General features: G+C 68.0%; 24 protein-coding genes. 10 read left to right on the forward strand and 14 right to left on the reverse strand.

Going from position 1 to position 25,985, the window contains the following annotated elements:
• Nucleotides 1-66: 66 nt before the first annotated feature.
• From C1I89_RS27420 to C1I89_RS27470, 11 genes are all read right to left on the reverse strand, one after another.
• Entirely contained in the window at nt 67-1,218 is a 1,152-nt protein-coding gene (locus C1I89_RS27420) for an ABC transporter substrate-binding protein (RefSeq protein WP_102775537.1), read from the reverse strand.
• 171 nt (nt 1,219-1,389) lie between these two features.
• Nucleotides 1,390-2,118 carry an SDR family NAD(P)-dependent oxidoreductase gene (locus tag C1I89_RS27425; protein ID WP_102775538.1) on the reverse strand — a complete coding sequence of 243 codons (729 nt, stop codon included), beginning with the start codon at nt 2,116-2,118 and terminating at the stop codon, nt 1,390-1,392.
• A 25-nt stretch (nt 2,119-2,143) separates the two neighbouring features.
• A complete protein-coding gene (locus C1I89_RS27430) occupies nt 2,144-2,929 on the reverse strand; it encodes a cyclase family protein (protein ID WP_102775539.1) in 786 nt (261 codons plus the stop codon).
• A 38-nt stretch (nt 2,930-2,967) separates the two neighbouring features.
• Nucleotides 2,968-4,209: an SDR family NAD(P)-dependent oxidoreductase gene (locus C1I89_RS27435; RefSeq protein ID WP_102775540.1), complete on the reverse strand. Its 1,242-nt coding sequence runs from the start codon at nt 4,207-4,209 to the stop codon at nt 2,968-2,970.
• Nucleotides 4,206-5,378 carry a thiolase family protein gene (locus C1I89_RS27440; protein ID WP_102775541.1) on the reverse strand — a complete coding sequence of 391 codons (1,173 nt, stop codon included), beginning with the start codon at nt 5,376-5,378 and terminating at the stop codon, nt 4,206-4,208. The genes C1I89_RS27435 and C1I89_RS27440 overlap by 4 nt, the downstream gene beginning before the upstream one ends.
• The gene (locus C1I89_RS27445) at nt 5,375-7,024 is read right to left on the reverse strand and encodes an AMP-binding protein (RefSeq protein ID WP_102775542.1); all 1,650 of its coding nucleotides are present in this window, start codon (nt 7,022-7,024) and stop codon (nt 5,375-5,377) included. The genes C1I89_RS27440 and C1I89_RS27445 overlap by 4 nt, the downstream gene beginning before the upstream one ends.
• A gap of 9 nt (nt 7,025-7,033) precedes the next feature.
• Nucleotides 7,034-7,525, reverse strand: coding sequence for an aromatic-ring-hydroxylating dioxygenase subunit beta (locus tag C1I89_RS27450; RefSeq protein WP_102775543.1), 492 nt, complete (start codon nt 7,523-7,525; stop codon nt 7,034-7,036).
• On the reverse strand, nt 7,522-8,841 hold the full coding sequence (locus C1I89_RS27455; RefSeq protein ID WP_102775544.1) for an aromatic ring-hydroxylating dioxygenase subunit alpha: 1,320 nt from the start codon (nt 8,839-8,841) through the stop codon (nt 7,522-7,524). Before C1I89_RS27455 ends, C1I89_RS27450 begins: the two co-directional genes overlap by 4 nt.
• Before the next feature lie 23 nt (nt 8,842-8,864).
• Nucleotides 8,865-9,842, reverse strand: coding sequence for a PDR/VanB family oxidoreductase (locus C1I89_RS27460; RefSeq protein WP_102775545.1), 978 nt, complete (start codon nt 9,840-9,842; stop codon nt 8,865-8,867).
• Between the two features lie 62 nt (nt 9,843-9,904).
• A complete protein-coding gene (locus tag C1I89_RS27465) occupies nt 9,905-11,449 on the reverse strand; it encodes an indolepyruvate oxidoreductase subunit beta family protein (RefSeq protein ID WP_102775546.1) in 1,545 nt (514 codons plus the stop codon).
• A gap of 13 nt (nt 11,450-11,462) precedes the next feature.
• Nucleotides 11,463-13,685, reverse strand: coding sequence for an indolepyruvate ferredoxin oxidoreductase subunit alpha (locus C1I89_RS27470; RefSeq protein WP_102775547.1), 2,223 nt, complete (start codon nt 13,683-13,685; stop codon nt 11,463-11,465).
• Between the two features lie 303 nt (nt 13,686-13,988).
• Between C1I89_RS27470 and C1I89_RS27475 the strand changes: the two genes are divergently transcribed.
• The 6 genes from C1I89_RS27475 to C1I89_RS27500 all read left to right on the forward strand — a co-directional run bounded on the left by C1I89_RS27475 (nt 13,989) and on the right by C1I89_RS27500 (nt 20,275).
• Nucleotides 13,989-14,489 carry a MarR family winged helix-turn-helix transcriptional regulator gene (locus tag C1I89_RS27475; RefSeq protein ID WP_102775548.1) on the forward strand — a complete coding sequence of 167 codons (501 nt, stop codon included), beginning with the start codon at nt 13,989-13,991 and terminating at the stop codon, nt 14,487-14,489.
• A 173-nt stretch (nt 14,490-14,662) separates the two neighbouring features.
• Nucleotides 14,663-16,237, forward strand: a complete 1,575-nt coding sequence (locus C1I89_RS27480) for an ABC transporter substrate-binding protein (protein ID WP_102775549.1) — start codon at nt 14,663-14,665, stop codon at nt 16,235-16,237.
• A 73-nt stretch (nt 16,238-16,310) separates the two neighbouring features.
• Nucleotides 16,311-17,297: an ABC transporter permease gene (locus C1I89_RS27485; RefSeq protein WP_102775550.1), complete on the forward strand. Its 987-nt coding sequence runs from the start codon at nt 16,311-16,313 to the stop codon at nt 17,295-17,297.
• A complete protein-coding gene (locus C1I89_RS27490; RefSeq protein WP_102775551.1) occupies nt 17,297-18,211 on the forward strand; it encodes an ABC transporter permease in 915 nt (304 codons plus the stop codon). The genes C1I89_RS27485 and C1I89_RS27490 overlap by 1 nt, the downstream gene beginning before the upstream one ends.
• A 10-nt stretch (nt 18,212-18,221) precedes the next feature.
• Nucleotides 18,222-19,283 carry an ABC transporter ATP-binding protein gene (locus tag C1I89_RS27495; RefSeq protein ID WP_102775653.1) on the forward strand — a complete coding sequence of 354 codons (1,062 nt, stop codon included), beginning with the start codon at nt 18,222-18,224 and terminating at the stop codon, nt 19,281-19,283.
• Entirely contained in the window at nt 19,280-20,275 is a 996-nt protein-coding gene (locus tag C1I89_RS27500) for an ABC transporter ATP-binding protein (protein ID WP_102775552.1), read from the forward strand. The genes C1I89_RS27495 and C1I89_RS27500 overlap by 4 nt, the downstream gene beginning before the upstream one ends.
• A 14-nt stretch (nt 20,276-20,289) precedes the next feature.
• Here C1I89_RS27500 and C1I89_RS27505 read toward each other — a convergent pair whose 3' ends face one another.
• Together C1I89_RS27505 and C1I89_RS27510 are read right to left on the reverse strand one after the other, a co-directional pair.
• Nucleotides 20,290-20,799, reverse strand: coding sequence for a hypothetical protein (locus C1I89_RS27505; protein ID WP_102775553.1), 510 nt, complete (start codon nt 20,797-20,799; stop codon nt 20,290-20,292).
• A gap of 116 nt (nt 20,800-20,915) precedes the next feature.
• On the reverse strand, nt 20,916-21,701 hold the full coding sequence (locus C1I89_RS27510; RefSeq protein ID WP_102775554.1) for an AraC family transcriptional regulator: 786 nt from the start codon (nt 21,699-21,701) through the stop codon (nt 20,916-20,918).
• A gap of 97 nt (nt 21,702-21,798) precedes the next feature.
• Between C1I89_RS27510 and C1I89_RS27515 the strand changes: the two genes are divergently transcribed.
• The 4 genes from C1I89_RS27515 to C1I89_RS27530 all read left to right on the forward strand — a co-directional run bounded on the left by C1I89_RS27515 (nt 21,799) and on the right by C1I89_RS27530 (nt 25,658).
• Nucleotides 21,799-22,719 (forward strand): DMT family transporter, encoded by a 921-nt coding sequence (locus C1I89_RS27515; protein ID WP_102775555.1) that lies wholly within the window; start codon nt 21,799-21,801, stop codon nt 22,717-22,719.
• Nucleotides 22,720-22,793: 74 nt separating this feature from the next.
• Complete coding sequence (ettA, locus tag C1I89_RS27520) at nt 22,794-24,467, forward strand: energy-dependent translational throttle protein EttA (protein WP_102775556.1); 1,674 nt, start codon at nt 22,794-22,796, stop codon at nt 24,465-24,467.
• Between the two features lie 238 nt (nt 24,468-24,705).
• A complete protein-coding gene (locus C1I89_RS27525; RefSeq protein WP_102775557.1) occupies nt 24,706-25,239 on the forward strand; it encodes an isochorismatase family protein in 534 nt (177 codons plus the stop codon).
• A 191-nt stretch (nt 25,240-25,430) separates the two neighbouring features.
• Nucleotides 25,431-25,658: a glycine zipper 2TM domain-containing protein gene (locus C1I89_RS27530; RefSeq protein WP_102775558.1), complete on the forward strand. Its 228-nt coding sequence runs from the start codon at nt 25,431-25,433 to the stop codon at nt 25,656-25,658.
• Between the two features lie 68 nt (nt 25,659-25,726).
• Here the strand turns inward: C1I89_RS27530 and minE are convergent, their stop codons facing one another.
• Complete coding sequence (gene minE / locus C1I89_RS27535) at nt 25,727-25,984, reverse strand: cell division topological specificity factor MinE (RefSeq protein ID WP_102775559.1); 258 nt, start codon at nt 25,982-25,984, stop codon at nt 25,727-25,729.
• Between the last annotated feature and the right edge of the window lies 1 nt (nt 25,985).

The raw sequence follows: 25,985 nt of genomic DNA on the forward strand, positions 1-25,985 counted from the left end.
ATCCGGCTCCGCCGGTCCGCAGGCATGCCCCCCTGGGGGGGAAGCGCGCAGCGCTTCGGGGGGGACCTACTTCACCAGAGTCCAGGCCCCGTCCTTCACCGTAATCAGCTCGCGCCCGCGCTCGTCGAACCCGCTATGGTCGGCGGCCGTCATGTTGTAGACGCCCTGGGTGCCGACCAGCTCCTTGGTCTGTTCCAGCGCGTCGCGCAGCGCGCTGCGGAACTCCTTGGTGCCCGGCTTGCCGGCTTTTTCGGCCAGCGGCACGGCCTGCTGCAGCAGCAGGCCGGCGTCGAATACGTTGGCGCCGAAGGTGGCCGGACGCGAGCCGTTGAGCTTTTCGTAGGCCGCGATGTAGTCGGAAGCGACCTTCTTGGAGGGGTTGCTGTCCGGCATTTCCGGCAGCACCAGCATCAGGCTGGCGGCCAGCACCGTGCCCTCGACCTTCTTGCCGCCCAGCTTGAGGAAGTCGGGCAGGGCCGCGCCGTGGGTCTGGTAGAACTTGCCCTTGTAGCCCTGGTCGTACAGCGTGGTCTGCGGCAGCACGCTGGCCGCGCCGGGGGCGGCCACCAGCACCGCGTCGGGCTTGGCGGCCAGGATCTTCAGGGCCTGCCCGGTGACCGAGCTGTCGAAGCGCAGATAGCGTTCATTGGCGGTGATCTTCAGGCCCTTCTCGGCGGCCATGCCGGAGAAGACCTTGTACCAGTTCTCGCCATACGGATCGTTCAGGCCGATGAAGCCGACCGTCTTGATGCCGGACTTGACCATGTGGTCCACCAGCGCGCGCGCGATGATGTCGTCGTTCTGGGTGGTCTTGAAGACCCACTTCTTCTGTTCGTTCATGGGCAGCACCACGGCGGCCGTGCCCACCGGCGCCAGCATCGGCACGCCGGCCTCGGCGGCGAACTGGATCACGCCCATGGCGTTGGGCGAACCAGACGGGCCGATCAGCGCGTCCACGTTCTGCTCCGTGATCAGCTTCTTGAAGGCCGTGACCGAGTTGGTGGAATCGCTGGCGTCGTCCAGCGAAATGTATTCCACCGTCAGGCCGCCTATCTGCTTGGGCAGCAGCGGCACGGTGTTCTTCTGCGGGATGCCGACCAGCGCGGTGGGGCCGGTGGACGAGGTGACGACGCCGACCTTCATCTGCGCCAGGGCGGGCAGTGCGAACAGCGCGGCGACCGCAGCGGCGGCGGCCAGGGGGATTTTCTTCGACAGCATGGCAAGACCTCCGGATAGGGAGCAGGGTGGGAGTGCGGCTGGAAAACGGAGAAAACGGGAACTGCGAAAAATGCTTGTTACTTAAAATTTCTGTTGCGCAGGCTCTGCACTGTAGACCCGGGCGTCGCGCTTACCTATCGGTCAAAACCCGAAGCGCGGCGCCGGCGCGGTTCAGATGGTGATGGAGCTGACGCTCGCGCCGCCGCATACGAACAGGGTCTGGCCGGTGACGAAGCTGTTGGCCGGATCGGCGAAGAACATCACGGCGCGCGCCACGTCGTCGGCGCGGCCCAGGCGCTTGACCGGAATGCCGGCGGCCAGCTGCTTTTCGCGCTCGCTGCCGGGGTCGATCACTTCATAGAACATGTCCGTCTGGATCGGGCCGGGCGCCACCACGTTGACCGTGATGCCGTGGGGCGCCAGCTCCAGCGACCAGGTGCGCGCCATGCCCACCATGCCGGCCTTGGTGGCCGAATACGCGGTGCGCGTGGGCAAGCCCAGCGCGCCGCGCGAGGACATCAGCACGATGCGGCCGAACCTGCGCTCCTGCATGCCGGGCAGGGCCGACTGCACCAGACTGATGGCCGCGCCCAGGTGGATCTGGGTCAGGCCGTGCAGTTCTTCCTGGGTGACCTGCGGCAGCAGGTTGGGCCAGATCACGCCGGCGTTGTGGATCACGTGGCTGATCGGAAACCGGGCCGAGGCCTCGGCCCCGGCCTGCGCGGTGGCCTCGGCGTCCAGCAGGTCGACCTGGATGTTGTGCAGGCGCGGATGGCTGAAGTCGGCGGCGCGGCGCGCCATGGAGACGACCTCGTAGCCGGCCTCCAGCATGCTGCGGCAGATTTCGGCGCCGATGCCGGCGCTGCCGCCGGTCACCAGCGCGACGTGGTTTTGCGTCATGGTTTCCCCCTTTTCTTGTCGCCGTTCAGGCCTTGGGCGCCAGCGCCAGCACGCGCAAGGGGCTGCCCGAGCCGCTGCGGATCTTGAGTGGCGCCGAGAAGATCACCGCGCCGGTGGGGGGCAGCTGGTCCAGATTGGTCAGGCACTGCAGGCCGTAGCGGTTATTGCCGTGCATGTAGTAATGGCAGGGATAGGGCGGGTCCAGGTGCTGGGCCTGGCCGGCGTCGGTGCCCACCGATTCGGTGCCGAAGCCGTGCACGTCGCGCTCCTTGATGAGCCAGGGCACGACCTCGGCGTCCGGGCCGGGCGAGTGCGCGCCGTCGTCCTGCATGTTGAGGTATTCGGCCGGCTTGGCGCGCTTGGACCAGTCGGTGCGCATCAGCACCCAGGAGCGCGCGGGTATGCGGCCGTGGCGCTCCTCCCACCGCTGCACGAAGTCGACGGTCAGCAGGAAGTCCGGATTGTCGCGGGCCTCGGCCGAGCAGTCGATGACGCAGGCGTTGGCGATGAAGGCCTCGATCGGGATGGTGTCGACGGTATTGTCGGGCTGGTCCTTGCCGGTGATCCAGTGCACCGGCGCGTCGAAGTGCGTGCCGGTGTGCTCCGAGCAAGAGAAGTTATTCCAGTACCAGCCCGGGCCGCGCTCGTCATAGCGCGAGATCTCTTCGATGCGGAAGGGCCAGGCCTGGCCGAACTCCGGCGGCAGCACGATGGTGGGAAATTCCGGCGTCAGCGTCTCGGTCAGGTCCACCACGCGGATGCGGCCCGAAACCAGTTCGGCCATGAATTGGGCGAGTATGGGTTGGCTCACTGTTTGCTCCTGTCGTTCGTATCGTCGGGGCGGCGGCCTCAGGCCCCCAGTTCCCGCTCCAGTCCCTTGGGGTTCTGCGCCAGGCGCGCGCGGAACTCCTGCGCCACGTCGCCGACGTAGACGTCCTCGGTGCCTTCCTTCAGGGCGCGCACGATGGCGGCGGCCAGCGCGGCCGGCGCCACGCGCGGCGGCGGCGTGCGCTGCTCCCATTCGTGGTCCACCGGCCCGGGGAACACGTTCACCACCCGCACGCCCGCGCCGCGCATTTCGGCGCGCAGGCACTGCGCCAGCGACAGCGCGGCCGCCTTGGACGCCGACCACATGCCGCGCGAGGGCAGGTTCATGTGGGCATAGATCGACAGCACATTGACCCAGGCCGCGGCGTTGTTCACGCCGTCGGCCGCGCGGCCGCACAGCGCCGGGCCGAAGCCCTGGGCCAGGCGCATCAGTCCCAGCACGTTCACGTCCATGGCGTCGCGCGCGGTGTTCACGTCCTTGCGCCCGAGCAGGCCGCCTTCGCGTTCCAGGTCGGCGGTGTTCACCAGGATCTCCACCTTGCCGCCGATCGACGCGGCCACGCGCTCGACCGAGTCGGTATCGGTCACGTTCAGGTCCACCGCCTGCACCCGCGGATCGGACGCCAGCGCGTCGAACGCGGCGTCGCGGCGCCAGGGCTGCGGATCGCCCAGGAACACCATGGGGCTGCCGGCATCGAGCAGGGCGCGCGCCACGGCCTGGCCCACCGCCGACTTGCCGTCGGTGACGAGCGCGCGGCGGAACTTCGGATCGCACGAGGTCTCGCGCAGGGTCTTGTCGTCTTCCATGTTGGGCGTGTTCCTTTCGGGCAGGGCGATCATCACGGCCTGGCCGCTGCGGTCGAGCTTGAGCGCCAGCCGCACGCGGCCGCCGTCGGCGCAATCCTGGTGCACGTGGGCCACCACCGAGGGGCCGGCGGCCATGCGCACCGTGCCCACGCGCCAGGGCAGGCGCTCGCGGAAATACAGGTCGTTGCTGTGGTGCAGGACGGTGCTCGCCAGCAGCACGCCGGCGGGATCGACCGCAAGCCACGGCAGGCGTTCGGACAGGCAATGGCCGCAGACCTCGCGCGGCGGGTACTGCACCGTCCCGCAGTCGGCGCAGGTCTGCAGTTCGAAGCGGCCTTCGGCGGCGGCCGCGGTCAGCCCGAGCGCGGCGCGGCTGCGCGAGCCGGGCGGCAGCGTCGGCTGGCGCGTGCGCGCGACGGGATTCTTGCGGGGCGGCCTGGCCAGCGGTTCCGTCATGCCTCGCTCCTTGCCAGGATGGCCGCGGCGGTGCACAGCCCGCGGTCGTAATTGATCATGCCGAAGCCGCTGACCATGCCCAGGCGCGCGTCGGCCACCTGCGTGCCGCCGGCCGTGCCGGTCAGCTGGCGCAGGGCCTCGACCAGCCCCAGGTAGCCGCCGGCCGCGCCGGCCTGGCCCACCGACAGCTGCCCGCCGTTGGTATTGAAGGGGAAGCTGCCGTCCACGGTGAAGCTGTGGCGGCGCACGAAGTCCGGCGCCGCGCCTTTTTCGCAGAAGCCCAGGTCTTCGATCTGCATCATGTTGATGACCGGGTAGTCGTCGTAGGCCTGCAGGAAATCCATGTCGGCCGGCGCGACGCCGGCCTGTCCGTACAGTTCGTCCACGTCCATGGTCCAGCCGCCGCGCGTCTGGATGGGATCTTCGATCCAGGCGTTGTGGCGCTCGATGGTGGAGAGGATGCGCACATGCGGCAGGCCCAGCGCGCGCGCCCGGTCCTCGCTCATGACCAGGAAGGCGTCGGCGCCGGCGCAGGGCATGACGCAGTCGAACAGGTGGATGGGGTCGGTGATGACGCGCGCGTCCAGGTACTGGGCCAGCGTCAGCGGCTTTTTCATCAGCGCATGCGGAAAGCGCAGCGCGTTGTCGCGCTGCGCCACGCACAGCTTGCCGAAATCGGCGCGCGTGGCGCCGGTGGCGCGCATGTAGTTGGCCGTCAGCAGCGCGAAGCTGGCGTTGGGGCCGCCCGCGCCGTACGGATACACCGCGTCCTGCGCGAAGCGCGAGAACTGGCTGACCGTGTTGCGAAACGAGTCCACGTGGTTGGTGTCGCCCGCCAGGCAGGCCACGATGCCGGCGTCGCCGGCCTGTACGGCGCGGGCGGCGCGGCGCAGGGCCGCCACGCCGCTGGCCCCGCCCATGGGGATGTGGTCCAGCCAGCGCGGGCTCATGCCCAGATGCTGCACCAGGCCGACCGCGGTGTCGGGCGCCAGCGTGAAGCTGGACACGCAAAGCCCGTCCACCTCGGCCTTGGCGATGCCGGCCTGGCGGATCAGCGCGCCCAGCGCGCGTCCCAGCCACCAGTGGGCGGCGTGGGTGGAATAGCGCTCGTACGGGATGGTGACGGGCAGGGCCGCCACCACGCCGTCATAGCCCAGGCGCGCGCTCATCGAAGCGGCTCCTGCGGCTGCGCGGCGGGCCGCTTCTTCATCGAGCAGGTATCCACGCAGCGGGCCGTGCCGGGCAGGGTGGGCGCTAGCGCCTTCATCTCGCCGCGCTGGATCTTGTTGGTGGTGGTGAGCGGCAGGGCGTCCACGAAGGCCACATAGCCCGGCGCCTTGTAGTACGCCAGCTGTTCCAGGCTCCATTGCACGATGCTGCGCGCGGCCTCGGCCAGCTCGGCGTCGGAGGCGGGCTGGGTCTCGGGCACCACGCAGGCCAGCACCTCGTCGCCGCGCACGGTGTCGGGCACGGCGGCCACCGCCACCGCCTTGACCAGCGGATGCTGCATCAGCACGCTTTCGACTTCCACGGCCGAGATGTTCTCGCCGCTTCTGCGGATCACGTTCTTCTTGCGGTCCACGAAGCGCAGCGCGCCGTCGGCCTCGCGGCGCACGATGTCGCCGGTATGGAACCAGCCGCCTTCCCAGGCCTGGGCCGTGGCGGCCTCGTCCTTCAGGTAGCCGGCGAAAAAGCCGTAGCGCGGGTCGTCGCCGGCATGGCGCACCAGCAGCTCGCCGGGCTCGCCGATGGCGGCCTCGGCGCCGGCGTCGTCGACGATGCGCACCTGCACGTCGTCTTCCTCGCGGCCGAAGCAGCTGCTGCCGATGTGACGCGGCTCGCGGTTGGCGATGATGACGGCGCCCGCGCCGGTCTCGGTCATGGCCCAGGCCTCCAGCAGCGGAAAGCCGAAGCGCGCCTCGAAAGGCTGGTGCAGCTTGCGGTCCACGCCGGCGCCGAAGCCGAAGCGGATGGTGGGCTGCAGATCGCGCGGCGACGCCTCGGCCTTCATCAGGATGGCGGGCATGACGCCCAGGTAGTGCAGCACCGTGGCGCGCGATTCGCGCACGCTGTCCCACCAGGTCCTGGGATGGAAGCGGTCCAGCGGGATCAGGCAGCCGCCGGTCAGCAGCATGGCCATGGCCGAATACGCCATCGCGTTCATGTGCACCAGCGGCAGCGGCGTCAGCATGCGTTCCTCGCCGGGCCGCAGGGCGGCCAGGCCGCCGATGCGCGCATACCAGCCGCCGGCATGCAGGAAGTAGCGGTTGGGCAGGATGCAGCCCTTGGGGCGGCCGGTGGTGCCGGACGTGTAGAGCAGGGCGCATTCGGTCAGGACATCCGGCTCGCTGCCTGCCAGCGGCGCGCCAAAGGGCGCGGGCGGGGGCACGTCGTCCGGGCCCATCACGCGCAGCTCGCGGCCGGCGCGCCGGGCGGCCGCGATCAGGTCGTCGTGGCGTTCGGGCAGGGCCACGGCCAGCGCGATCTCGGAGTGCCCCGTCAGGTATTCGAGTTCCGCGGCGCGCAGGTCCGGGTTGATCGGCACCACCGACACGCCCAGCGCGTTCAGCGCGAACCAGTGCAGGAAGAACGCGGGGCGGTTCTCCAGCAACAGCCCGGCGCGGTGGCCGTGGCCGTAGCCGGCGCGGGCGTAGGCCGCGCGCAGCGTCTCGACGGCGCTGGCGGCCTGGGCGTAGCTCAGCTCGCCGGCGCCGACGCCATAGGCCTGCGCCGTCTCCGGCAGTATGCACAGAAAGGGCCGGGCGCCGTGGCGCGCGGCGGTGTCGAGCAGTGCCTGATGGACCGTGGTGTTCACGAGCCGCTCCTACATGAACAGTTGGATATTGCCGAAGGCCGCGTCGCAGTTGACGAGGTCCACGCGCTTGAGCTGGATGCGCAGGCCGCCGTCCTGCTCCACCAGGTGGTGGGTGGCCCAGCCGGCGTACAGCGTCTGCGTGTCGAGCCGGGTCTCCACGTAATGAAAGGCGGTGCGCACCACGTGGCGGCCTTCGGCCGGCGCGGCTTCGGGGTGGCCGTGCTCGACGGTGGGCGCCTGCAGCAGGTGGTGGCAGCGGCTCCTGGGCTGCTGCGAGTAGGTGCGCTGGCCGGCCAGCCGTTGCACGCGTACGCGCAAGAGCAGCTTGTCTTCGTACATCAGCGAGGCGTGCAGCCTGGGGTCGGTCTGGCCGTGGGCCAGCGGCATCCAGTAGCGGCCGTCCTCGGTGTACAGGTCCAGCCATTCCTCGAAGCGCTGCTCGTCCAGCATGCGCGCCTCGGCGTAGACGAAATCGATCAGTTCACGGTCGCTCGCGCTCATACCGGCTCCGTTGCGGTCATGTAGCGGCCCCATGCGCGGTACTGGTTGCGCATCTGCCATTCGTTGGTGCCGTTGGTGGTGACGTTCTTGCGGCCGGTCTCGTCGGGCGAGTAGAGCCGGCCGACGTTCACCCATTCGCGCGCGCGCGAATGCAGGCCGTCCTGCGCGCGCTCGTACATTTCCAGGTCGTCATGGCCGACCACCGAGGTCGGCGCGTTGATCAGCCGGTTGTACATGAGGGTGCGCTCCAGCAGCAGGTCGGGCGCGCCCACCAGGCGGAAGGTCCAGGACTCCACCAGCGTCCGGTCGGCCGCGATCGGCTTGAACACGCGCAGCGTCTGGATCGGGCCCTTGACCATGATGTTGGGGAAGTACACGGTGTTGTGGCGCACGTCGCCCAGGATCTGGCCGGCGCGTTCCTCGCCGTAGGCCGCCACCATGGCGTCCCAGTAGCCCGGAATGCCGGAATAGGAAGCGTGGATGGAGTCGGCCACGCCGGTGTGGCCGTGGCCGTTTTCCCATACGCGTATGCCCATGTTCTCGAAGAACTCGTAGGGCGAGATGAACGGCGCGAACAGTTCCACGGCCATGGGCTTGGGCGTGCCGGCGGGCGCCTGCTCCCAGACCTTGACCGCGGTGCCCGCCGACGATTCGTGCGCCACCATCGGGTGGCAGGTGTCGGTCTGGTTATCGACCAGCATCTTCCAGTTGCAGCGGTGCATGTAGCGCATCACGCCGCCGGCGACTTCCAGCCGGCCTTCGGGCGAGCGGTCGACCATGTTGTCCAGCGTCGACAGCGAATCGCCGAAGAATTCCTCGAACGACTGGCCCTGCGGATTGAGGCGGCAGAACACGAAGCCGCGGTGGTTGCGCACGTCCTGCACGGCGGCCATGCCCTTGCTGGCCTCGCAGTGCTCCAGGCCGGTGTTTTCGTAGCCTTTCTTGAGCGGGATGGACAGCAGGCTGCCGTCGGTCTTGAAGGTCCAGGCGTGATAGGGGCAGCGGAAGAACTTGCCGGTGTTGCCGCAGGCGTCGCCGGCGACCATCGTGCCCTTGTGCGGGCAGCGGTTGTGCAGCACGCGCACGCTGCGGTCGCTGTGGCGCACCATCACCACCGGCTGGTCGCCCACCGTGGTGGTGATGTAGTCGCCCGGGTTCGGCACCTGGCTGTCGTGGCCCACGTAGACCCAGGTGTTGGCGTACAGGCGCTCCATTTCCAGCTCGAACAGTTCCTGGTCGACGAACAGGTCCTTGTGCACTTCGGTCTCGCGCAGCAGGGCGCGGATGGCGTCGGGGTTGTCGCGGTATTTGCTCATGATGGCGCTTCCTTGCGTCGTGCCTACAGATCCAGCACCAGGCGCGCGGATTTCGCGCGCGAGATGCAGATCTGGATGATCTTGCCGCTGGCCTTCTCGGTGTCCGAGAGGTAGTAGTCGCGGTGGTCGGGCTCGCCCTCCAGCACCGTGGCCTGGCAGACCCCGCATTCGCCGCGCTTGCAGTCGTACATCGGATCGCAGCCGGCTTCCTCCATGACCTCGATGATGGTCTTGTCCGCGGGGATGGTCAGCACCTGGCCGGACTGGCGCAGCTCGACCTCGAAAGCCTGGTCGCCGGCCTGCGGCGCGGCCGTGGTGAACAGTTCGAAATGGATGTGGGCGTCGGGCCAGTGGCGGGCGCGGGCTTCGTGGATGACGGCGTCGATCAGGCCCTTGGGGCCGCACACGTACAGGTGCTGGCGCGGCGAGGCCGAATCCAGCAGCGCGCGCAGGTCGAAGCAGCAGTCGGGCTCGTCGTCGGCGTGCAGGCTCAGGTCGGCGCCGGCCAGCGCCTGCAGCTCGGGCAGGAAGGCCAGCTGGCCGCGGGTGCGGCCGCAATAGTACAGATGGAAGGCGCGGCCGGCGGACTTGAGCGCGGCGGCCATGGAGGCGATGGGCGTGATGCCGATGCCGCCCGCGATCAGCAGCACGGGTTCGTCGCCGGCGGGCGCTTCGTGCAGCGGAAAGTCGTTGCGCGGGCCTTCGGCCGTGACCAGGTCGCCCTCGGACAGCGCGTGCATGTAGCGCGAACCGCCCTGGCTGGCTTCTTCGAGGCGCACGCCCAGGCGGTATTCGAGGGGCTGGGCGTAGCGGCCGGCGTCGGGCGCGAGCTGCACCAGCGAGTAGCAGCGCGGCTCGCGCTGGCCCGGCACCGACACCTTCAGATGCGCGCCCGGCCCGAAGGCGGGCAGCGGTCCGCCGTCTTCGCGGGCCAGCCGGAAAGAGCGGATCAAGGGCGATTCCTGGCGGACTTCGCGAACGATGAGTTTCAATGTTTGCACGGCGTCTGTCTCTCTCTTTGTGCGGATTCGCCGGGGCCGCCGCGCTGGCGGCGGTCCGTCGCTCAGGCCGCCAGCTTTTCGGCCAGCTGGCGCTCCATGGGCTCGCATTTTTCGTGGGCCAGGGCGGTGTCGCGCAGTTCGCGCAGCGTCGCCGCGGCGTTGGGCTGGCCGGCCAGCCGTTCGGCGGCGGCGATGAGCTGGCGGTACTTGCCGCCGCCGCGCACGTGGGTGTCGCTATAGCCCTTGACCAGGCGGCGGCAGTTGACGGTTTCGACGGCCAGCGCGTAGTCGCGCGGCGCCAGCCTGGCGATCAGGTCCAGCCATTGCCGCAGGCCCGCGGCCTCGGTCTGGTGGCGCAGCGTGCCGCGGCGGAACCGCCGCATGCCGGCCAGCGCGTACAGCATCAGGAAGCCGCCCAGCGTGCTGCTCTGCATGCGGCGCCCGCGGCCCAGACGGCGCGCGACGAAACCGCCGAAGGCCTTGGAGCCCTCCAGCCAGCGGCCCAGCCCGGCCGGCAGCGTGCCGCAGATTTCCTCCAGCCGCGGGTGCATGAATTCGGTGGTGTAGACCAGCTGGTCCGGGCGCGCGCCCACTTCCTGGCGCACGCGCTCGAAGCGCGTGCCGCGGGTTTTCAGGTCGGCGACGCGGATCACGTCGTCGTAGGCCATGGCCGTGGCCACGTAGCGCGCCGCCGCGCAGGTCAGCGCCCACTGGCGCGCGTCGCCGCCGTGCGCGGCGTCCAGGTCGCGGATGGCTTTCATGTGGCGCAGATAGTCGCCGGCGTAGGCCAGGTCCTGGAACTCGATCTGGCGGCGCACGCCGGCCACCAGCATGGGTTGCGCACAGGCGGGGAAATCGCGCTTGATGGCGTCCAGCAGGGCCTGCGCGCGCGGGCTGGCGGCGGTCTCGGGCAGCGCCGGCAGCGGCCGTTCCAGGTCGATGGCGGCGGGCTGCGCGGGGGCCTGGTCGGCTGCTTCGAAACCCAGCGCGAAGGCGCGCAGGCTGGCCTCCACGCCCAGGCCGGCGCGCCGCACCGTGGCCTCGAAATCGTCGCGCGCGAACGGCAGCGCGCCGCTGCCCGCCACCGCGCCGAACAGGCTGGCGCTGATGACGCTGCCGGCCCGGTCGGCCAGGTCTTGCAGGTCGAAGCAGAGAAAGCGACGGGCCGCCGCGCGGCCGGCTTCCAGCACTTTGTTGGGATCGGCGATGCCGTTGCCGGGCGCGGATTTTTCGCTGACGGCGTAGCTGCGGTGCGACGAGGCCAGCAGCACCGTGCGCTCGGGCGTGACCAGGCCGCGCTGGATCGCGCGCCCGCCTTCCATCAGCTCGGCCGCCACCACCAGGTCCACGTCGCCGGGCGTGGGCATCAGCGCCAGCGCCGGCTGCCTGCCGGCGCGCCGCACTTCGGCCTCGGGCATCAGCTCCACGTAATAGATGGTGGCGCCGGTGCGCTGGGCCACGCCGGGCACCGAAGTGGTCTGGGCCCACCAGCTGGCGTGCTCGGCCATGTCGACGATCCAGTCGGCCAGCACGCCGCCGCCCTGGCCGCCCATGGCCAGGATGGCGATCTTGATCGGATTGGCTTGCTGCATAGCGGCCGCGTTCATGGAGCAGAGTTCCTCAAAGGGCGTCGTGGGTCAGGCGCGCGGCGCGGCGCCGTTGCAGAAAGCCGATCACGGCGCCGCGCATGCGCGCCATGACGCGGTCCCGGCCGGTCGGGTTGTGGACGATGTCGGCGCGGTAGAACGACGGGCATAGCACCGCGGCATGGGCCACTTCGCCGCAGTTGCCGCAGCCCACGCAGCTGCTTTCGACGTGCGCGACCGGATCTTCCTTGAGCGGATCGCCGCTGTCCTTGACCGTCAGCGACGGACAGCCCGACAGGCGGATACAGGCGTGGTCGCCGGTACAGACGTCGGGGTCCACGCCGAAGCGCTCCTTGACCGCGCGCTTGCCCGCCTTCACCGCCTGGTTGAACAGCGGCTTGACGCGGCGCTGCTTGTTCAGCATGCATTCGGACTGCGCGATGATGACCTTGGGGCCCTTGACGTCGGTGGTCAGCGCCTCTTCGAGGGTGGCGCGCACCTTGGCCACGTCGTAGGTGCGGTCCAGCGTGCGCACCCATTTCACGCCGACGCCGCGCACGGCCTCGTCGATGGGGTTGTTGGTCGAGCGGTCCGGGTTGTCGGCGCGCGAGGACAGGATGTCCTGGCCGCCGGTGGCCGAGGAGTAGTAGTTGTCGACGATGACGATCACGCCGTCGTACTTGTTGAACACCGCGTTGCCGATGCCCGAGGCCAGCCCGTTGTGCCAGAAGCCGCCGTCGCCCATGATGGAAATGGGCCGCTTGGCCGCCGGCACGTTGAACGCCGCCGCGCTGGAGGCGCCCAGGCCGTAACCCATGGTGGTGGCGCCCAGGTTGAAGGGCGGCAGGATGGAGAACAGGTGGCAGCCGATGTCGCACGAAATGTGGTGCTGGCCCAGCTTCTCCTGCGCCAGGGTCAGCGCCGAGAAGATCGGCCGCTCCGGACAGCCGGTACAGAAGCCCGCCGGCCGCGGCGGCACCACCGCCGCCAGGCCTTCGACGTGCTTGTGGAAGGTGATGGGCTGCTCGGCCGGCCGGGCCGGCCTGGGCCGCGCCAGTTCGGTGATTTCGAGCTGGCGTTCGGCGGCCTGGGCGTCGGCCGCGACGGCAGGGTGCGTCTGCAGCGATTGCGGACGGTTGCGCTTGAGAAATTCGCGCAGGCCGTCGCGCATGACCTGGGTGGTGTACTCGCCGGCCATGGGCAGCACGTCCTTGCCGGACAGCCGCGTCTGGACGTCGGCGCGGCGCAGCACCGCGTGCAGGTTCTGCTCGATATAGTCGGGCTGGCCTTCTTCCAGCAGCAGCACGGCGCGCTTGCCCCGGCAGAACTCGACGACCTCGTCCTCGATCACGGGATAGGTCACGTTCATGACGTACAGCGGAATGCGGCTGTTGCCGAAGTGGTCGGCCAGGCCCAGCAGCTGCAGCGCGCGGATGACGCCGTTGTAGAGGCCGCCCTGCAGGATCAGGCCGACGTCGTCCTGCTCGCCGTCGAAGAACTCGTTGAGCCTGTGTTCCTTGATGTAGCGGATGGCGGCGGGCCAGCGCTCCTTGATCTTTTCCTGCTCGTGCAGGAACGAGGCCGGCGGCAGCACGATGCGGCTGGTGTCGCGCTCGGGGCTTTCCAGCGCCTGGGCCAGCGAAAACGCAGGACGCTTGTTTTCCTTGGCGATGAAGCGGCCATGCACATGGCAGCCGCGGATGCGCAGCTGCAGCATCACCGGCGTCTTGCTGGCCTCGGACAATTCGAACCCGTCCTCGACCGCCTTGACCATGCTTTCCAGGTTGGGACGCGGGTCCAGCAGCCAGATCTGGGATTTCATGGCGAACGCGTGCGAGCGTTCCTGCATGATGGACGAGCCTTCGCCGTAGTCCTCGCCCACGATCACCAGCGCGCCGCCGGTGACGCCGCCCGAGGCCAGGTTGGCCAGCGCGTCGGAGGCGACGTTGGTGCCCACGGTGGATTTCCAGGTGACCGCGCCGCGGATCGGATACATGACCGAGGCCGCCAGCGTGGCGGCCGCGGTGGCTTCCGAGGCGCTGGCCTCGAAGTGCACGCCGAGTTCCTGCAGGATGTCGTTGGCGTCGGCCAGCACGTCCATCAGGTGCGAGATCGGCGAACCCTGGTAGCCGGCGACGTAGCCCACGCCGGATTGCAGCAGGGCCTTGGTGACCGCAAGAATTCCCTCGCCGCGGAACTCTTCGCCCGCGCCGATTCGCAGTTGCTGGACTTCTTTCTTGAAAGACCTTTCTGCCATCAGGAACTCCTTGCGGGCCCGGTCGTCGGGTCCTCAGCCGTTGCTGCTGCGCAGCATCGCCACGTCATGGAAAATTCATCTAAAAAATACTTTAGGAGTCAACGTTTTAGCTGTCAACAAAAAAGATGAAATTTCATGGAAAGAAAAAAATATCGCAATAAAACAAGGATGTATATACTCGTTGATCACTAGTTTGGGGCACGCCGCGCGCCCCGTCAGAGTGCAAAAACGGGTTGCGATTCCGGGTATACCCTGTGTTGCGCAACAGCATGCGCCCGGGCGCGGACATCGGAGCAGAACAGCATGGAATTGCAGAATCAGCGGGACACTTCCACGGCGGCGCGCGGCGCTCCCCGTTTCGTCGACGGCTACCTCGCCTATCTGCTGGCGCAGGCCAGCCAGCGCATTTCGGCGGAGTTCCACCTGCAGGTCAGGGCGGCCGGCCTGTCGGTGACCCAGTGGCGGGTGCTGGCCAGCCTGCAGGGCAGCGAGGGCGAAACCATAGGCTCGCTGGCGGTGCTGGCCATCACCAAACAGCCCACGCTGAGCAAGGTGGTGCAGCGCATGGAGGCCGAAGGCCTGGTGGCGCGCAATGGCGTGCGGGCGGACCGGCGCCAGACGCGCGTGCGCATCACGGCCAAGGGATCGAACCTGATCGCCTCGCTGTGCGAGCAGGCCCTGCAGCACCAGAAGGCGGTGCTGGCGCCCTTCGGCGAGGAAAAGGCCGCGCAGCTGATCGAGATGCTGGAAGTGCTGATGACCGAGCACGTGCCGCTGGAACTGCCGATTGCAGAAGAAGAATAGGCGGCACAAAACCGAACAGCGTTCGTCCTATTTTTTTGTTACAAGCATATGCGTCCCTAATAGTTTTCTCTCTGAGAAAACCTGTTCCGGTACGCATAAACCCTGAATTGACGGGGGTTCCGCGGGTAGGCAATATCGCGCCGGTATTCAGACTACTGTCAGGAGTTGATCCTATGCGCCGCACTTTGATTGCTATCGCGATCGCCGCAGCCGCCGTGGCCGCGCCCTCGATCGGGCAGGCCAAAACCTTCCGCTGGGCCGCCCAGGGCGACATCCTCACCTTCGACCCGCACTCGCAGAACGAAGGCATGACGATCGCCGCCAACAGCTATATCTACGAACCGCTGGTGGACTACGACAAGTCCTTCAAGCTGACCCCGCGCCTGGCCACCGAATGGCAGCAGGTCTCGCCCACGCTGTACCGCTTCAAGCTGCGCCCGAACGTGAAGTTCCACGACGGCGCCGCCTTCACCGCCGACGACGTGGTGTTCTCGATCCACCGCGCGATGGCCCCGACCTCGAACTACAAGGCCTACACCACCGGCATCAAGGAAGCGCGCAAGGTCGACGACCTGACGGTCGAGGTGGAGACCTCGGCGCCCAATCCCGTGCTGCTGCGCCAGCTGACCAATGTGTTCATCATGAACAAGGCCTGGGCCGAGAAGCACAACATCGCCAAGCCGCAGGACTTCGTCAACAAGGAAGAAACCTACGGCGCGCGCAACACCAACGGCACCGGCCCCTACAAGCTGAAGTCGCGCGAAGTGGACGTGCGCACCGTGTTCGAGGAGAACAAGGACTGGTGGAACAAGGCCGGCAAGGTCGGCAACGTGACCGAAGTCGTGTTCACGCCGATCAAGCAGAACGCCACGCGCACCGCGGCGCTGCTGTCGGGCGAGATCGACTTCGTGCTGGACCCGGCGGCCCAGGACCTGGACCGCCTGCGCCAGTCGGCCAAGGTGGTCGAGGGCAACGAATACCGCACCATCTACCTGGGCCTGGACCAGAAGCGTCCCGAGCTGCAGTACTCCACCATCAAGGGCAAGAACCCGTTCCAGGACGTGCGCGTGCGCGAGGCGCTGTACCGCGCCATCGACGTGGACGCGATCAAGCGCGCCGTGATGCGCGGCCTGTCCGCGCCCACCGGCACCATGATCGCGCCGCAGGTGCACGGCTGGGCCGAGTCGCTGCACAAGCGCGTGCCCTACGACGCCGACAAGGCGCGCGCGCTGCTCAAGGAAGCCGGCTACGACGGCACGCTCAACTTCACGCTGGACTGCCCCAACAACCGCTACATCAACGACGAGGCCATCTGCCAGGCCGTCATCGGCATGTGGGCCAAGGTGGGCGTGAAGGCCACCATGAACGCCATGCCGCGCGCCACCTACTTCCCCAAGGTGCAGTCGTACGACACCAGCGCCTACCTGTTCGGCTGGGGCGTGCCCACCTTCGACGCCATGTACACGCTGCAGAACCTGATCCGCACCAAGGGCGAAGGCGCGGACGGCATGTACAACCTGGGCAACTACAGCAACAAGGAACTGGACGCCGTCATCGACCGGATCAAGACCGAGACCGATCCGGCCAAGCGCGACGCCGACATCATCAAGGTGCTGGAAGGGCACGCCAAGGACTTCGGCCACATCCCGCTGCACGACCAGGTCATTCCCTGGGCCATGCGCAAGAACGTGACGGTGGTGCACCGCGCCGACAACCGCCTGGTCGCCGACTGGGTCAAGGTCGACTGATCCCGTCCAGGGTTAAAAGACCCTAATCCAGGGCGGGGCCCTTCCGGGGCTCCGCCAATTCGCCTTTTCTCCTATGTTTGCTTTCATACTGCGCCGCCTGCTGCAGGCCGTGGCGGTGATGCTCACCGTCGCGCTGCTGGCATTCGTGCTTTTCCAATACGTCGGCGATCCCGTCACCATCATGCTGGGGCAGGACGCCACCGACGCCGAACGCATGGCACTGCGTGAACGCCTGGGCCTGAACGAGCCGGCCATCGTCCAGTTCGGCCACTTCGTGGCCAACGCCGTGCAGGGCAATTTCGGCATCTCCCTGCGCCAGAGCGAACCCGTTTCCGCGCTGCTGAAGTCGCGCCTGCCGGCCACGCTGGAGCTGTCCGTCGTGGCCGCGCTGCTGGCGCTGCTGCTGGGCGTGCCGCTGGGCGTCTACACCGCGCTCAAGCGCAACAGCCTGCTGTCGCAGCTGCTGCTGGCCGGCTCGCTGCTGGGGGTGTCGCTGCCGACCTTCCTGATCGGCATCCTGCTGATCCTGGTGTTTTCCGTGCAACTGGGCTGGCTGCCGAGCTACGGGCGCGGCGATACCGTCGGCATCGGCTGGTGGACGTCGGGGCTGTTCACCGTCACGGGGTGGAAGCACCTGATCCTGCCGTCCATCACGCTGTCGCTGTTCCAGATGACGCTGGTGCTGCGGCTGGTGCGCTCCGAAATGCTGGAGGTGCTGCGTTCGGACTACATCAAGTTCGCGCGCGCCCGCGGCCTGAAGCGCCGCGCCATCCACTTCGGCCACGCGCTGAAGAACACGATGGTGCCGGTCATCACCATCACCGGCCTGCAGCTCGGCGGCATCATCGCCTTCGCCATCGTGACCGAGACGGTGTTCCAGTGGCCGGGCATGGGCCTGCTGTTCATCCAGGCGGTGCAATTCGCCGACGTGCCGGTCATGGCCGCGTACCTGTGCCTGATCGCGCTGGTGTTCGTGGTCATCAACCTGGTCGTCGATCTTCTGTATTTCGTCGTGGACCCGCGCCTGCGCTCCGGGCTGACACGCGGGGGGGCTCACTGATGCGCGCCGTACTCAAACGCTGGTGGGACAGCGACATCGCCTGGGCCTGGCGCCGGGCTCCCGTGGCCATCGCCGCCACCGTGCTGCTGGCGCTGCTGCTCGTCTGTTCCTTCGGGGCCGGCTGGGTGGCGCCGCACAACCCCTTCGACCTGACCAAGGTGGAGCTGCTGGACGCGCTGCTGCCGCCGGTCTGGGAGGCCAACGGGCAGTCCACCTATCTGCTGGGCACGGACAGCCAGGGGCGCGACCTGTTTTCGGCCATTCTGTACGGCACGCGCGTGTCGCTGCTGATCGGCCTGGCCTCGGTGCTGCTGTCCATGCTGATCGGCATCGTGCTGGGCCTGGTGTCGGGATACGCGGGCGGGCGGATCGACGCCTTCATCATGCGCGTGGCCGACGTGCAGCTGTCGTTTCCCGCCATCCTGATCGCGCTGCTGATCGACGGCGTGGCGCGCGCCGCCGTGCCGCGCGAAATGCACGAACTGATCGCCTTTCCCGTGCTGATCGGCTCGATCGCGCTGGCGGGCTGGCCGCAATACGCGCGCACGGTGCGCGGCTCCACGCTGGTGGAGAAGAACCGCGAATACGTGCAGGCGGCGCGGGTCATCGGCGTGGCCTCGCCGGTCATCATGTTCCGCCACGTGCTGCCCAACGTGCTGGGGCCGGTGCTGGTGCTGGCCACCGTGCACCTGGCCACCGCCATCATCACCGAGGCGACGCTGTCGTTCCTGGGCGTGGGAGTGCCGCCGACGGCGCCTTCGCTGGGCACGCTGATTCGCATCGGCAATGACTTCCTGTTTTCCGGAGAGTGGTGGATCACCATTTTCCCGGGCGCGGCGCTGGTGCTGCTGGTGTTGTCCGTCAATCTGCTGGGCGACTGGCTGCGCGACGCGCTCAACCCCAAACTGAATTGAGGTGTCGCGCATGAGCGCTTTACTTGAAGTCCGCAACCTGCGGGTGGAATTTCCCACCCGCCGCGGCACGCTGCGCGCGCTGGACGACGTGTCGTTCTCCATCCAGGAAGGCGAAGTGCTGGGCGTGGTGGGCGAGTCCGGCGCCGGCAAGTCGCTGACCGGCGCGTCCATCATCGGGCTGCTGGAGCCGCCGGGGCGCGTGGCTGCGGGCGAGATCCTGCTGGCCGGCCGCCGCATCGATAACCTGCCCGACGAGCAGATGCGCCGCGTGCGCGGCCGCGAAATCGGCGCGGTGTTTCAGGACCCGCTGACCTCGCTGAATCCGCTTTACACCGTGGGCCGGCAGCTGGCCGAGACCATCGTCACGCATCTGGACATGAGCTGGTCGCAGGCGCGCAACCGCGCCGTCGAGCTGCTGGCGGCCACCGGCATTCCGGCGGCGCGCGAGCGCATCGACCACTATCCGCACCAGTTCTCGGGCGGCATGCGCCAGCGCGTGGTGATCGCGCTGGCCCTGGCGGCCGAACCCAAGCTGGTGGTGGCCGACGAGCCGACCACGGCGCTGGACGTATCGATCCAGGCGCAGATCATCGAACTGCTCAAGCGCCTGTGCCGAGAGCACGGCACGGCGGTGATGCTGATCACGCACGACATGGGCGTGATCGCCGAAACCGCCGACCGCGTGGCGGTGATGTACGCTGGGCGCGTGGCCGAGATCGGCCCGGTGGCCGACGTCATCCACAAGCCGCGCCATCCTTACACGGCGGGGCTGATGGGCTCCATTCCCACACTGGACGCGCATGCCGACAGGCTGGTGCAGATCGACGGCAGCATGCCGCGACTGAACGCGATTCCGCCCGGCTGCGCCTTCAATCCGCGTTGCGGGCAGCGCCTGCCGCGCTGCGAGCGCGACCGGCCCGAACTCATGCCCGCAGGCACTTCACAAGCGGCCTGCTGGCTCCATGACGATGCCCCCACGCCGCGCCCGCCGAGCGGGCTTGCTGCCCCCCAAGGGGGCGCTTTTGCCTTGGGGCGGCCCGGCGGCAAAAGAAATACTAAGGAGTCCGCATGAGCACCCCCCTGGTTGAAGTCAAGGACGCGGCCCGCTGGTTCGACGTGTCGCCGCCCTGGCTGGAACGCAAGCTGGCGCGCAAGCCGCAGGTGATGCTGCGCGCCGTGGACGGCGTGTCGTTCGAGATCGCGCGTGGCGAGACGCTGGCGCTGGTGGGCGAATCGGGCTGCGGCAAGTCGACCGTGGCGCGCATGCTGGTCGGCCTGTACGAGCTGACGCGCGGCGATATCCGCTTCGACGGCCAGCCCCTGTCGCGCATGTCGGAGCCGGGCGGACGGGCGCTGCGCAAGCGCCTGCAGATGATTTTCCAGGACCCCTATGCCAGCCTGAATCCGCGCTGGCGGGTCGGACGCATCATCGCCGAGCCCATGCTGACCCATACGCGGATGACGCCCGCCGAGCGCAGCGCCCGCGTCGGCGAGCTGCTGCGGCAGGTCGGCCTGGACCCGGCGGACCAGGGACGCTATCCGCACCAGTTCTCGGGCGGCCAGCGCCAGCGCATCTCGATTGCGCGGGCGCTGGCGGTCAATCCGGAATTCCTGGTGTGCGACGAGCCGACCTCGGCGCTCGACGTGTCGGTGCAGGCCCAGGTGCTGAACCTGATGAAGGACCTGCAGCGCGAGCTGGGGCTGACCTATCTGTTCATTTCCCACAACCTGGCGGTGGTGCACCACGTGGCCGACCGGGTGGGAGTGATGTACCTGGGTCGCATGGTGGAAGTGGCGCCGCGCGACGAGCTGTTCGCGCGGCCGCGGCATCCGTACACGCGGATGCTGCTGCAGGCCATTCCCGACATCAACGGCGCGGGCAAGCCGCGCACGGCGGTGGCGGGCGAGGTGCCGAATCCGCTCAGCCCGCCGTCGGGCTGCACGTTCCATCCTCGCTGCCCGCACGCCAATGACCGCTGCAAGCGCGAAGCGCCGGCCGCGCTGGCCTCGGGCGTGTCGGTGGTGGCCTGTCACGCGGTGCAGGAGGGGCGGATCACGGTGTGATCCGCGCGGGGCGTTCAGTGGCGGCGGGCGTCGCCGTCCGCTTCTTCGCCCTCGTCCTCGTCTTCGTCGTCTTCATCGTCGTCTTCGTCCGGATCTTCCGGCATGGGCTCTTCGGTGAGCGCGAACGGCAGCACGTCTTCCAGGCTGTCGGACCAGGCGGATTCTTCGCCGTCCTGGTCGAGCTTGACGAAGCGCTCGCCTTCGTTGAGCGAGATTTCGATGGCCCAGAGATACAGGCAATCGTAGCTATCGTCGTCGGACGGCGGCAGCCCGCCGCGGTTGCCCAGCAGACGCGCGCCGGGGCCGCCGAGCTGGACGTGGGTCTGCTCGTCGTCGGGCTTGGCGTTCTCGTCCACGGGCACGCCATAGGTCACCCATTCGGTGCCTTCGTCGCCCAGCACCACCTCGGCCAGCACCGGCTTGCCCAGATAGGCGCTCAGGGCGTCGGCGGTCTTGGCCAGCATGTCCAGTTCGGCGGCGTTGAAATGGGTCAGGGAAGCTGGGGGAGTGGCGGAGGCGGACATGAGAGGTTCCTGGGCGCGATGAAGCCGCGACGGCACGGCAATACGAAAGTAAACCGTATTGTCTCGCGATCGGCCCGCGCTTGCATCCGACGCTTGGCCGACGCGATTTTCCCGGGTCAGGGCAGGACGTCGCGGCGGCGCGCGCTGTCGGGCGACGTGCCGGTCAGCCGCTGGAACATGGCGATGAAGGCCGACGGCGTGCTGTAGCCCAGCTCATGCGCCACCGACTGGACCGATCTGCCCGCGTCCAGCAGGCCCAGCGCGCTCACGACCCGCAGCCGCTGGCGCCATTCGTTGAAGGACATGCCCAGGTGCTGCTGGCAGCGGCGCAGCAGCGTGCGCTCCGTGACGCCGGCGCTGGCGGCCCAGTGCGCGGCGCCGCGCTTGTCGCCCGGATGCCGCTGCAGCGCCGCCAGGATGGGCGCGAGCAGCGGGTCGCCGGTGGACGGCAGATAGCTGGCGTAGGCGCGCGCCTGGCGCGCCTGGTCGATGACGATCTGCGCCATCCGCCGGTCTTCGGGCGTATCCGGATAGGTGACCGCCCGCCGTTCGAAGTCGGCCAGAATCGCCCGCATCACCGGACTGATCTCCAGCGTGCAGGGCTGTTCGGGCAGGCCGGCGCATGCCGCCGCCGGAATGTCGATGCAGGCGTAATGCACTTCGTCCTGGTTCTGGCAGCAGTGTTCGACGTGCGGCGGTATCCAGATGGCGTACTGCGGCGGAGACAGGTAGCTGACGCCGCCTATGCCGATTTCCATGATGCCGGAGATCGCGAAATTCAGTTCCGCCCATGGCGAGGCATGGCGGCGCATGCGCGAACGGGGCGTGAAATGCAGGATGCGGCAGGCCAGCGGATAGGGCAGGTGGCCGGCAAGCTGCGGCGCGGAATCGGCGGACGGCATGTCGGAACTTCGCAGGATTTGTCTGTTTTTCATTATATACATCGGGTCAGACACGTCCTACACTTGCTCGCTCCCGTTCTGTTTCGATGTCCCCGCCATGCCCACCCCCGCCGCCGCGCACCCGCCCGCCCGTTATCTGCTGTTTCCCCTGCTGGCGGCCCTGATCTGGTCGGTCAACATGATCGTGACCAAGATGGCTGCCGGCGTGATCGCGCCCGCCGCCATCGGGTTCTACCGCTGGGCGCTGGCCGGCGTGATCCTGACCCCGTTCGCGCTGCCCGGCGTATGGGCGCAGCGCCGCCAGATCCGGCCCAACCTGCTGAAGTTCGCGGTGCTGGGCGGGCTGGGCATGGCGCTGTACCAGGGCCTGGCCTATGTGGCGGCCGCCAGCACCACGGCCACCAACATGGGCATCATCACCGCCATGATTCCGCTGATGACCATCGCCGTGGTGGCGGTGGTGCTGCGCGAGCGGCCTTCGGCGATGGCGATGCTGGGCGGCCTGCTGTCGCTGGCCGGCCTGGCGCTGCTGATCGGCGAGGGCGATCCGGCCCGCCTGCTGGCGGTGGGCGCCAATCGCGGCGACGTGCTGATGGGCATAGGCGCGCTGGCGTACGCGCTGTACGGCGTGCTGCTGCGCCGCTGGGCGCTGCCCGTGGGGCCGTGGCAGTCGCTGTACGTGCAGGTCGGCTTCGGCGTGCTGTTCCAGCTGCCGGCCTTTCTGCTGGCGCCGGCCTCGCCGCTCAACGGCGAGAACCTGCCGCTGGTGCTGTACGCCGCGCTGTTTCCGTCGCTGTTCGCGCCTTTCCTGTGGATGCAGGGCGTCAAGCACCTGGGGCCGAACCGCGCCAGCATCTTCCTGAACGTGATGCCGGTGGCCACGGTCGCCATCGCCGCGCTGTTCCTGGACGAAAAACCGCACGTGTTCCACATCGTCGGCGGCGCGATGGCGCTGGCCGGCGTGATGCTGGCGCAGATGCGCGTCGGCCGCGCGGCGCAGCAGCCCCGCGCGGCCTGACGGCGCGCGCGCCCGCGGGCCGGGGTTCCGGCCTACAATCAGCGGTTTATCAGCTATATCTCCGATACGAGCCCATGGCCCAATACGTCTACACCATGAACCGCGTCGGCAAGATCGTGCCGCCCAAGCGGCAGATCCTGCGCGACATCTCGCTTTCGTTTTTTCCTGGCGCCAAGATCGGCGTGCTGGGCCTGAACGGCTCGGGCAAGTCGACGCTGCTGAAGATCATGGCCGGCGTCGATAAGGAAATCGAGGGCGAAGCCATCCCCATGCCGGGCCTGAACATCGGCTACCTGCCGCAGGAACCGCAGCTGAACCCCGAGCACACCGTGCGCCAGGCGGTCGAGGAAGGCCTGGGCGCCGTCGTCACCGCCAAGAAGCGCCTCGACGAGGTCTATGCCGCCTATGCCGAGCCGGACGCCGATTTCGACGCGCTGGCCGCCGAACAGGCCGAGCTCGAAGCCATCATCGCCGCCGCGGCCTCCAGCGGCGCCGACGACATCGAGCACCAGATGGAAATCGCCGCCGACGCGCTGCGCCTGCCGCCCTGGGACGCCGTGATCGGCAACCTGTCCGGCGGCGAGAAGCGCCGCGTCGCGCTGTGCCGCCTGCTGCTGTCCAAGCCCGACATGCTGCTGCTGGACGAGCCCACCAACCACCTGGACGCCGAAAGCGTGGAATGGCTGGAGCAGTTCCTGCACAAGTTCCCGGGCACCGTGGTGGGCGTGACCCACGACCGCTACTTCCTGGACAACGCGGCCGAATGGATCCTCGAACTGGACCGCGGCCACGGCATTCCCTGGAAGGGCAACTACAGCTCGTGGCTGGAGCAGAAGGAAGACCGCCTCAAGCAGGAAGAGGCCTCGGAATCCGCGCGCCAGAAGACCATCAAGAAAGAACTGGAATGGGTGCGCCAGAACCCCAAGGGCCGCCAGGCCAAGGCCAAGGCGCGTCTGGCCCGCTTCGAGGAACTGTCGTCCTACGAATACCAGAAACGCAACGAAACCCAGGAAATCTTCATTCCCGTGGGCGAGCGCCTGGGCAACGAGGTCATCGAATTCAATAACGTCAGCAAGGCCTACGGCGACCGCCTGCTGATCGACAACCTCAGCTTCAAGGTGCCGCCGGGCGCCATCGTCGGCATCATCGGCGCCAACGGCGCCGGCAAGTCGACGCTGTTCCGCATGATCGCCGGCCGCGAGCAGCCGGACTCGGGCGAGGTCAAGATCGGCCAGACCGTGAAGCTGGCCTACGTGGACCAGTCGCGCGACGCGCTGGAAGACAAGAAGACCGTGTTCGACGCCGTGGCCGATGGCGCCGACCTGCTGACGGTGGGCAAGTTCGAGATGTCCTCGCGCGCCTACCTGGGCCGCTTCAACTTCAAGGGCGGCGACCAGAACAAGCTGGTGGGCCAGCTGTCCGGCGGCGAACGCGGCCGCCTGCACATGGCCAAGACGCTGATCGCCGGCGGCAACGTGCTGTTGCTTGACGAACCGTCCAACGACCTCGACGTCGAAACGCTGCGCGCGCTGGAAGACGCCTTGCTGGAGTTCCCCGGTAGCGTCATGGTGATCAGCCACGACCGCTGGTTCCTGGACCGTATCGCCACTCACATCCTGGCCTTCGAAGGCGATTCGCAAGTGGTGTTCTTCGACGGCAACTACCAGGAATACGAAGCGGACAAGAAGCGCCGCCTGGGCGAAGAGGGCGCCAAGCCCAAGCGCCTGCGGTACAAGGCCTTGAAGTAGGATGGGTGCAGCGCGAGAATCCTTAGGCAAGAACCCAGGTATCGAACGCGCGTAACCCATCAGGCGGCGAAAGCCGCCGCCTTTCGTGGCAAGAGATGAATGCCGGCTTTCGCCGGCCGATGGGTTACGCGCGCTGGATACCGGAATTCTTGTCCACGTGTCCGCGCGCTGCACCCATCCTACAATCACCACCACGCCCGCAACCGCAACCCGGCGCCTTCCTTCAGGAGTCCAGACCATGCTGCTTTCCGCCGCCGATTCCACTTTGCTGATCGTCGACATGCAGGGACGGCTGATGCCGGTGATCCACGAAGGCCAGGCCGTGCTCGACGCCGCGCACAAGCTGGCGCAGGCCGCGCGGCTGCTGGACGTGCCGGTGGCCGCCACCGAGCATCACGCCAAGATGCTGGGCGCGACGGTCGAGCCGCTGCGCGCGCAGGTGCAGACCACTTTCCAGAAAATGCATTTCTCTTCGGCGCTCGAACCCGGTTTCGAGGCCTGGCTGCCTGCGGGACGCAAGACGGTGCTGGTGGCGGGCTGCGAGGCGCACATCTGCGTGCTGCAGACCGTGATCGGCCTGCTCGACCTGGGCTATCACGCGGCCCTGGTCAGCGATGCCGCGGGTTCGCGCAAGCCGTCCGACCATCACGCCGCGCTGCGCCGCGCGCGCGCCCACGGCGCTGAAATCGTCACGTCGGAAATGGCGATTTTCGAGTGGATGCGCACTTGCGAGCACCCGCGCTTCCGCGAGGTGTTACGTCTGGTCAAATAGCGCCGGCCGCCTGCAACACAGTGCCCAGGGGATGCAAAGATTCTCTCGCCCTTTGACACAATTCATGGGCAAACCTAACAGCCAGCGCAAGAATATTTTGCGATCCTGAAGGTTCCAAACCCGCAAGGGAACCGCGTGCTCGCGTCCTGTTTCATAGGCGCGGTCCCGGGTATGAGAATAGGAACCACACCATGAAAATCGCATCTCTCTCCAAAATCTGTGTCGCGCTGGCGATGACCGCCGCCATGGCCGGTTGCTCTTCCTGGGACGGCATGAGCCATCGCCAGAAAAGCGCCGTCGGCGGCGCTGCGTTGGGCGGCGTGGCTGGCGCCGTGATCACCAACGGCGGCGTCCTCGGTACGGTGGGCGGAGCGGCGATCGGCGGCGTGATCGGCGATCAGGTCGGCAAGCGGCGCTAAGCACGGCCCGCCCCATGCAAAACGCCCGGCATCGCCGGGCGTTTTTTTGTGGCCGCGCGGGGGCGGTCTCAGGTTTCGTTCTGCGGCATTTCGATCTTCACCTCCAGCACTTCCAGCGTGTCCTGGCGTTCCAGGTGCACCTTGATGTCGTTGGGGTTGATCTTCACGTATTTCGAGATGACGGCGATCAGTTCCTGCTGCAGCTGCGGCAGGTAGTCGGGCGAGTCGCCGCGGCCGCGCTCGTGGGCCAGAATGATCTGCAACCGCTCCTTGGCGACGGAAGCGGAGGTCTTCTTTTGACCGAGTAGAAACGACAGGAAGGACATT

The sequence above is a fragment of the Achromobacter pulmonis genome (assembly GCF_002885955.2).
GTDB classification, from domain to species: domain Bacteria; phylum Pseudomonadota; class Gammaproteobacteria; order Burkholderiales; family Burkholderiaceae_B; genus Achromobacter; species Achromobacter pulmonis_A.